Raw genomic sequence first — 7963 nt, 5'->3', positions numbered from 1 at the left:
TCCGCCCATCTCTGCTTTATTCCGCTGCTTCGGCAAAGCCCTCGTCACCTTCGATCAAATCATGCGCTTTCAGCTCTACATTGAGACCCAATGAACGCATTTCCTTGACCAGAACGTTGAAGCTTTCGGGGATACCGGCTTCAAAGCTGTCGTCACCCTTGACGATGGCTTCGTAAACCTTGGTACGACCGATCACGTCATCTGATTTGACCGTGAGCATTTCCTGCAAGGTGTAAGCGGCACCATAAGCTTGAAGCGCCCAGCATTCCATTTCTCCGAAACGCTGACCACCAAACTGTGCCTTACCACCCAATGGTTGCTGCGTGACAAGGCTGTACGGTCCGATTGAACGGGCGTGAATCTTGTCATCAACAAGGTGATGCAGTTTCAACATGTAGATGATGCCGACAGTTACCTTACGGTCGAACTTGTCGCCGGTGCGTCCGTCAAACAGGTCAGACTGACCCGAACCATCAAGTCCAGCAAGTTGAAGCATGGACGTTACGTCGGCTTCACGTGCGCCGTCGAACACAGGTGTGCCCATGGGCACGCCAGTGATGACATTGCCGGCAAGTTCAATGATGTCCGCATCGCTGCGGTTCTTGATCTCGTCGGCATATTCTGCGCCATAAGCCTTCGCCAGACGTTCCCGCACCACTGCGGGCGGTGCCGCTGCTTCTGGGTTCGGGTTTGCGTGGCGCCACTCTTCCAACGCTTCACCAATTTGCATGCCCAGACCACGTGCGGCCCAACCAAGATGGGTTTCGAAAATCTGACCCACGTTCATACGTGACGGCACACCCAATGGGTTGAGCACGATGTCGACAGGCGTACCGTCGGCGAGGAACGGCATGTCTTCTTGCGGAAGAATCCGCGAAATAACACCCTTGTTCCCGTGGCGTCCGGCCATCTTGTCACCGGGTTGCAGCTTGCGCTTCACAGCGACGAAGACCTTAACCATCTTGAGAACGCCCGGCGCCAGCTCATCGCCACGCTCCAGCTTCTCACGACGATCTTCGAACTTTTCGACGATCAACTTGACGGCGTCGTCATACTGCACCTTGACCGCTTCAAGATCGCCTTGGACCTTGTCGTCGGCAACGGCAATTTTCCACCATTCGTAACGCTCGACTTCACCAAGATTTTCCTCAGTGATTACATCGCCCTTCTTGATGCCCTTTGGCGCTGCGGCTGCAGTCTGGCCAATGAGCATGTCTTTCAAGCGGTTGTAGGTCGCACGGTTCAAAATCGAACGTTCGTCCTCGCGGTCCTTCGCAAGACGCTCGATTTCTTCACGTTCAATCGCCATGGCGCGCTCGTCTTTGTCGATGCCGTGCCGGTTAAAGACGCGGACTTCAACGACCGTACCGGCAACACCTGGCGATAGACGCAGCGAGGTGTCGCGCACGTCGCTAGCCTTTTCACCGAAGATGGCGCGCAGCAGCTTTTCTTCTGGCGTCATTGGGCTTTCGCCCTTTGGCGTGATCTTACCGACGAGAATGTCACCTGGGTGCACCTCTGCGCCGATGTAGACAATGCCAGCTTCATCAAGGCTGCGGAGCGCGTCTTCACCTACGTTTGGAATATCGCGGGTGATATCTTCTGGTCCAAGCTTGGTATCGCGGGCCATCACTTCGAATTCTTCGATATGGACCGATGTAAACACATCATCCTTCACGATACGTTCGGAGATCAGGATCGAATCTTCGTAATTATACCCGTTCCAAGGCATGAACGCGACGAGGCTGTTCTTGCCCAATGCGAGTTCGCCCAGTTCAGTCGACGGACCGTCGGCAATGATGTCGCCGGCCTCAATCACGTCACCAACCTTCACCAATGGCTTTTGGTTGATGCAGGTGTTCTGGTTCGAACGCTGGAACTTTTGCAGCGTATAGATATCGACGCCCGATTTGCCGGGTTCCACATCGCCAGTAACACGCACAACGATACGGGTTGCATCGACTTGGTCGACAATACCTGCGCGGCGCGCGCCAATGGCAGCGCCGGAGTCACGGGCGACGGTCTCTTCCATGCCTGTGCCGACAAATGGCGCTTCTGCACGCAGCAGAGGCACCGCCTGACGTTGCATGTTCGATCCCATCAATGCGCGGTTTGCGTCATCATTTTCCAGGAACGGAATGAGCGATGCCGCAACCGAAACAAGCTGCTTTGGCGAGACGTCCATCAAGGTGATCTGGTCACGCGGTGCCATCAGGAATTCGCCTGCTTCACGCGACGAAATCAGGTCTTCGGCAAAGCTACCATCGGCGTTCAATTCAGCGTTCGCCTGCGCGATGGTGTTCTTTTGCTCTTCCATGGCGGAGAGATACACAACATCGTCCGTGACCTTGTTATCCACGACCTTGCGATAGGGCGTTTCAATAAAGCCATATTTGTTCACGCGGCTAAAGCTGGCGAGCGAGTTGATCAAACCGATGTTCGGGCCTTCCGGCGTTTCAATCGGGCAGATACGGCCATAATGCGTTGGGTGTACGTCGCGGACTTCAAAGCCTGCACGCTCCCGCGTTAGACCACCTGGTCCAAGTGCCGAAACGCGGCGCTTGTGGGTGACTTCCGAAAGCGGGTTGGTCTGATCCATAAACTGCGACAATTGCGACGAACCAAAGAATTCACGCACGGCGGCAACTGCTGGCTTTGCGTTAATCAGGTCGTTTGGCATCACGGTCGATACGTCAACTGAGCTCATCCGCTCCTTCACCGCACGCTCCATACGAAGCAAGCCAACGCGATACTGGTTTTCCAGCAATTCGCCGACCGAACGGACACGACGGTTGCCAAGGTTATCGATATCGTCGATTTCGCCCTTGCCATCCTTCAGGTTGACCAATTCCTTGACCACCGCAAGAATATCTTCGGTGCGCAAGGTCGTCAGCGTGTCTTCCACGTCCAAGTTCAAACGCATGTTCAACTTTACGCGGCCAACGGCGCTCAGGTCATAGCGGTCAGCATCGAAGAACAAGCCAGCGAACAGGGCTTCTGCGGTTTCGCGCGTGGGCGGCTCGCCGGGACGCATGACGCGGTAAATGGCGTCGAGCGCCATGTCGCGGTTTTCGGCCTTGTCGGCCTTCAACGTATTGCGCATCCAAGCGCCGGTGATGACATGGTCGATGTCGAGCAACTGAATGCTGTCAATCCCGGCCTTGTCCAGCGCATCCAGATTTTCGGCGGTGATTTCGTCACCCGCTTCGACATAAATACGGCCCGTCTTCTCATCGATCAGGTCGTACGCCGAATAACGGCCGAAAATTTCTTCGGTCGGGATCAGCAAGCTGGTCAGGCCATCCTTCACCGCCTTATTGGCCGCGCGTGGCGTAACTTTGGTGCCCGCAGGGAACACAACTTCGCCTGTATTGGCATCGACAATGTCGAACATTGGTTTCGACGCGCGCCATTGTTCCGCGTTGAACGGAATCTTCCATCCGCCCTTGCCACGTTCAAATGTCACAAAGTCATAGAAATGGGCCAAAATTTCTTCGTCGTTCAAACCGAGCGAATACAGCAAGGTCGTGACCGGCAATTTGCGCTTACGGTCGATACGGACGTTGACGATATCTTTGGCATCAAATTCAAAGTCGAGCCACGAACCACGGTAAGGAATAACCCGCGCTGCAAACAGATATTTGCCGCTGCTGTGTGTTTTGCCACGGTCATGGTCAAACAACACGCCCGGCGAACGGTGCATTTGGCTGACGATAACGCGCTCTGTACCATTGATGAAGAAGGTGCCGTTATGCGTCATGAGCGGCATGTCGCCCATATACACGTCCTGCTCCTTAATATCGAGGACCGAGCGCGCTTCGGTGTCGGGGTCAACTTCAAACACGATCAGGCGCAACGTCACCTTCATCTGCGCCGCATACGTAATTCCGCGCTGACGGCATTCTTCGACGTCAAATTTCGGATCTTCCAATTCGTAATGCACGAAGTCGAGTTCCGAAGTGCCGGCAAAATCCTTAACCGGAAAAACGCTGCGCAGCGTCTTTTCAAGGCCGGAGACATAGCCAATTGACGGGTCAGAACGCAGGAACTGTTCATAGCTCTCGCGCTGAACCTCAATGAGGTTGGGCATGTCGATAACTTCGTGGATGTTACCGAAGATTTTGCGGATACGCTTTTGACGCGACAGGGTCGCAGGAGCGGGACGGGATGCCATAAGGTGCTTTGCCTCAGTTAGAAATGTCAGTCGCGGCGTGCCATTCCACAGACAAGAAAGGGCCGCATAGCAATGCCCCGAAAAATCGAGCCCTGCCGTGCAGCCGTTTCGCGTATGTGAAAACCCATATCCATCAATGCGTTAGCCAAGTTGCGCGACGACAAGGCCATTCCCGATGGGTTGGGAGTTGGGGATCGTATAGGCCGCGGTTTCCCAAGGGTCAAGCCTGACCTGAGGCCGTCACAGGCAAATTCGCGGCGGCGCAGCACCCGCGAGAGGGCTGGATTTGGCCCTTAATGATACAAAAGACACCTGCGACGATGAAATGATTGTCGCCTTTGTCGCTTTAACGTTTGAGGCGGCTGTTGTGCGCAGCCCGATCAGCCAGAGGGGCGGTTATCGATGACCGCGCCGATGTTCGCAGGGCAAATCCTACATTTCAAGGGGCGTTCGGTTATGCCCAAACGACCCGAGGACGTCATCCTGCGGCTGCTTGCCCCCAACGCGTCATCCTGAACTTGTTTCAGGATCTTACTTTCGACGTGGAAGATAATAATTAAGATCCTGAAACAAGTTCAGGATGACTAGGCCAAGATACGATAGAGTAGTTGCCGTTTACTTCGGCTAACGATACGTCTTGCTTACGCGCGAAATCCGCGCATTGATGGATAGGACCTGAACTTTGGCTAAAGGCGTATTTCTGCACCGCGCTGACTCCATTTACGATGATCGGCCCGAAGAACGGTATCAATTCCCAAGCCAGTATCTCTCCAGAGCAAGTCAATTTGTTGGAGACTGGGTCGTTTATTATGAGCCGGTCAAAGCCGGGAAAAGGGGCTATTTTGCCATTGCAAGGGTCGAGAAAATCGTTCCAGACCCGACCATTGCAAATATGTATCTCGCTCTAATTGATCCAGGTTCATACTTGCCGATGGAGTATCCCGTTCCGTTCAATGATCATGATGGTTTAGTTGAGCGCGGTTTACTCAACGAAGCTGGCAAGATTTCCGGCAGGGCTCAAGCAGCGGTCCGGCCAATCTCTCTAGAAGACTTTAATCGGATTTTGGAACGCGAAATTCCGGATGTGGACGATATGCTGCCAAGGACAGACACGCCCGATCCAAAGGTCGTCGAAAGCCATTTCAGTGAAACAGTAGCGCCGTTCATCTTTGACCAAGAGCGGGAACGAATAAGTTCGATCAGCAACCGCCTTGTTCGTGATCGGGTCTTCCGAAAAATTGTGCTTGATGCGTATGATTGCAGATGCGCGATTACCGGATTTAAGTTCATCAACGGTGGCGGGCGTGCCGAAGTTGAGGCCGCCCATATAAAACCTGTCGAAGTAAACGGTCCCGACATCGTGGCCAACGGCATCGCGCTCTCGGGAACGGTTCACTGGATGTTCGACCGAGGTCTGGTTAGCTTATCGGATGATCTGGATATCCTCGTTTCAAGGCAGGTGAACGACCCGGACCGTGTCTGGAATTTAGTTAATCCAAGCCGAAAGGCGGACTTGCCGCATCATCCAACTTTGCGAATTCATCCAAGGTTTTTGGAGTGGCATAGGCAGAATTGTTTTAAAAGCTGACATTGAAAAGCTGACATTGAGCAGCTTTGCTGGACACGAACTACGCACACTTAATAGGTTTAGGGATCAGAAACAGAAATCATTAAATCGCGCACCCCATCTCACAATACCCCCTACCGCCTTTCCGCCATGCTTGAAGGGGCGGGGCGGCCCTGCTAGGGGCGGCTGCATGACTGAACTCTCTCTCATCCGCAATTTTTCGATCATCGCCCACATTGATCATGGGAAGTCGACTCTGGCCGACCGGTTAATCCAACAAACCGGCGGACTTACGGCGCGCGAAATGACGAGCCAAGTCCTTGATAATATGGACATCGAGAAAGAGCGCGGCATCACCATTAAGGCGCAAACCGTACGCCTGGATTATACCGCGAAGGACGGCATCACCTATCAGTTGAACCTGATGGATACGCCGGGCCATGTCGACTTCGCCTATGAAGTCAGCCGCAGCCTTGCCGCATGTGAAGGCGCGTTGCTCGTCGTGGACGCCGCGCAAGGGGTGGAGGCGCAAACGCTCGCCAATGTCTATCAATCGATTGAGCATGACCATGAAATCGTCCCCGTCATCAACAAGATCGATTTGCCCGCCGCAGAGGTGGACAAGGTCAAGGCCGAGATTGAGGACATTATCGGTTTACCCGCCGACGACGCCGTCCTGACCAGTGCCAAATCCGGCATCGGCATCGACGAAGTGCTTGAGGCGGTTGTCACGCGCATTCCCCCGCCAAAGGGCGACCGCAACGCGCCGTTAAAGGCGATGTTGGTCGACAGCTGGTACGACCCTTATTTGGGCGTCGTCATCCTGATCCGCGTCATTGATGGCGCAATCAAAAAAGGTCAGGAAATTCAGTTCATGGCCGCCGGCACAAAGCATTTGGTCGACCGCGTCGGCTGTATGCGGCCAAAGCTTGAAATCCTGCCCGAAATCGCCGCGGGCGAAGTTGGCATCATCACCGCGCAGATTAAGGAAGTCGCACAAACCCGCGTTGGCGACACCATTACCGATGCCAAGCGCCCCGCCGCCGAAGCACTCCCCGGCTTCAAAGAAGTGCAGCCCGTGGTGTTCTGCGGCCTGTTCCCGACCGACGCCGCCGACTTTGAAAAACTGCGCGAAAGCATCAGCAAGCTGCGCCTCAACGACGCATCATTCAGCTTCGAAACCGAAAGCAGCGCCGCCTTGGGCTTTGGCTTTCGCTGCGGCTTTTTGGGGTTGCTCCATTTGGAGATCATTCAGGAACGCCTAACGCGCGAATTTGACCTCGACCTTATCACCACCGCGCCGTCGGTGGTGTATAAGTTGGAGCTGAGCCGCAGCAAAACCGAAGATGCGCGCAGCATGGAGTTGCATAACCCCGCCGACATGCCCGACGTCAACCGCATCGACGAAATTCAGGAGCCATGGATACAGGCGACGATTTACTGCCCCGATGAATATCTCGGCTCTATCCTGAAATTGTGCCAAGACCGGCGCGGCATTCAAAAGCAGCTGACCTATGTCGGTGGCCGCGCGCAGATCGTCTATGAATTGCCGTTGAATGAGGTCGTGTTCGACTTTTACGACCGGCTAAAGAGCATCAGCCGTGGCTATGCCTCGTTCGATTATCACCAGATCGGCCATCGCGAAGGCGACCTTGTGAAGATGAGCATCATGGTCAATGGCGACGCGGTCGACGCGTTGAGCATGATCGTCCACCGTGGCACCGCAGAATCGCGCGGCCGTGGCATGTGCGAACGCCTAAAAGACCTAATCCCGCGCCATTTGTTCAAAATCCCCGTGCAAGCGGCCATCGGCGGCAAAGTCATCGCCCGCGAAACCATCGCCGCGATGCGCAAGGACGTCACGGCGAAATGCTATGGCGGCGACATCAGCCGCAAGAAAAAGCTGCTGGAAAAGCAGAAAAAGGGCAAGGCGCGGATGCGCGAGTACGGGAATGTGAGCATCCCGCAGGAAGCGTTTATTGCCGCGTTGCGGATGGGGGAGGAGTAGAGGGCCTAGCCTCCGCTTTGAAACAAATATCCCGCCAAAACTTATTCTGAGTTGGAAGGACGGCATTTAACCGTCCTTCCTGAATTTCTAGCTCTTCGCTGGTTTTTTGATAAACGAAACAACTAACGCAAAAGCAAGGACAACCGACGCTATCACTTGGAATTACGGGAATTACGGTGACAGTGCACTTAATTCCTCGGAATTACGGCGACTG

At 54.5% G+C, this 7963-nt stretch carries 3 protein-coding genes; 2 read left to right on the top strand and 1 reads right to left on the bottom strand.

The features are described from left to right. Positions 1 to 16 precede the first annotated feature (16 nt). On the bottom strand, positions 17 to 4174 hold the full coding sequence (gene rpoB, locus ACILP3_RS07130; RefSeq protein ID WP_395615962.1) for a DNA-directed RNA polymerase subunit beta: 4158 nt from the start codon (positions 4172 to 4174) through the stop codon (positions 17 to 19). 682 nt (positions 4175 to 4856) lie between these two features. Here rpoB and ACILP3_RS07125 point away from each other — a divergent pair. Further along, entirely contained in the window at positions 4857 to 5762 is a 906-nt protein-coding gene (locus ACILP3_RS07125) for an HNH endonuclease (RefSeq protein ID WP_395615961.1), read from the top strand. Positions 5763 to 5931: 169 nt separating this feature from the next. Then, positions 5932 to 7749: a translation elongation factor 4 gene (gene lepA, locus ACILP3_RS07120; protein WP_395615960.1), complete on the top strand. Its 1818-nt coding sequence runs from the start codon at positions 5932 to 5934 to the stop codon at positions 7747 to 7749. The last annotated feature ends 214 nt before the right edge of the window (positions 7750 to 7963 follow it).

Origin of the sequence: Sphingorhabdus sp., assembly GCF_044239665.1 — a bacterium.
Classification (GTDB): domain Bacteria; phylum Pseudomonadota; class Alphaproteobacteria; order Sphingomonadales; family Sphingomonadaceae; genus Sphingorhabdus_B.
Note: the sequence above shows the minus strand (reverse complement) of the source record. Positions and strands in the feature narration are given on the sequence as shown.

What these genes read in the sequence shown, in the direction of transcription:
- rpoB (WP_395615962.1), bottom strand. Translation starts at nt 4,174, where the DNA reads ATGGCATCCCGTCCCGCTCCTGCGACCCTGTCGCGTCAAAAGCGTATC.
- lepA (WP_395615960.1), top strand. Translation starts at nt 5,932, where the DNA reads ATGACTGAACTCTCTCTCATCCGCAATTTTTCGATCATCGCCCACATT.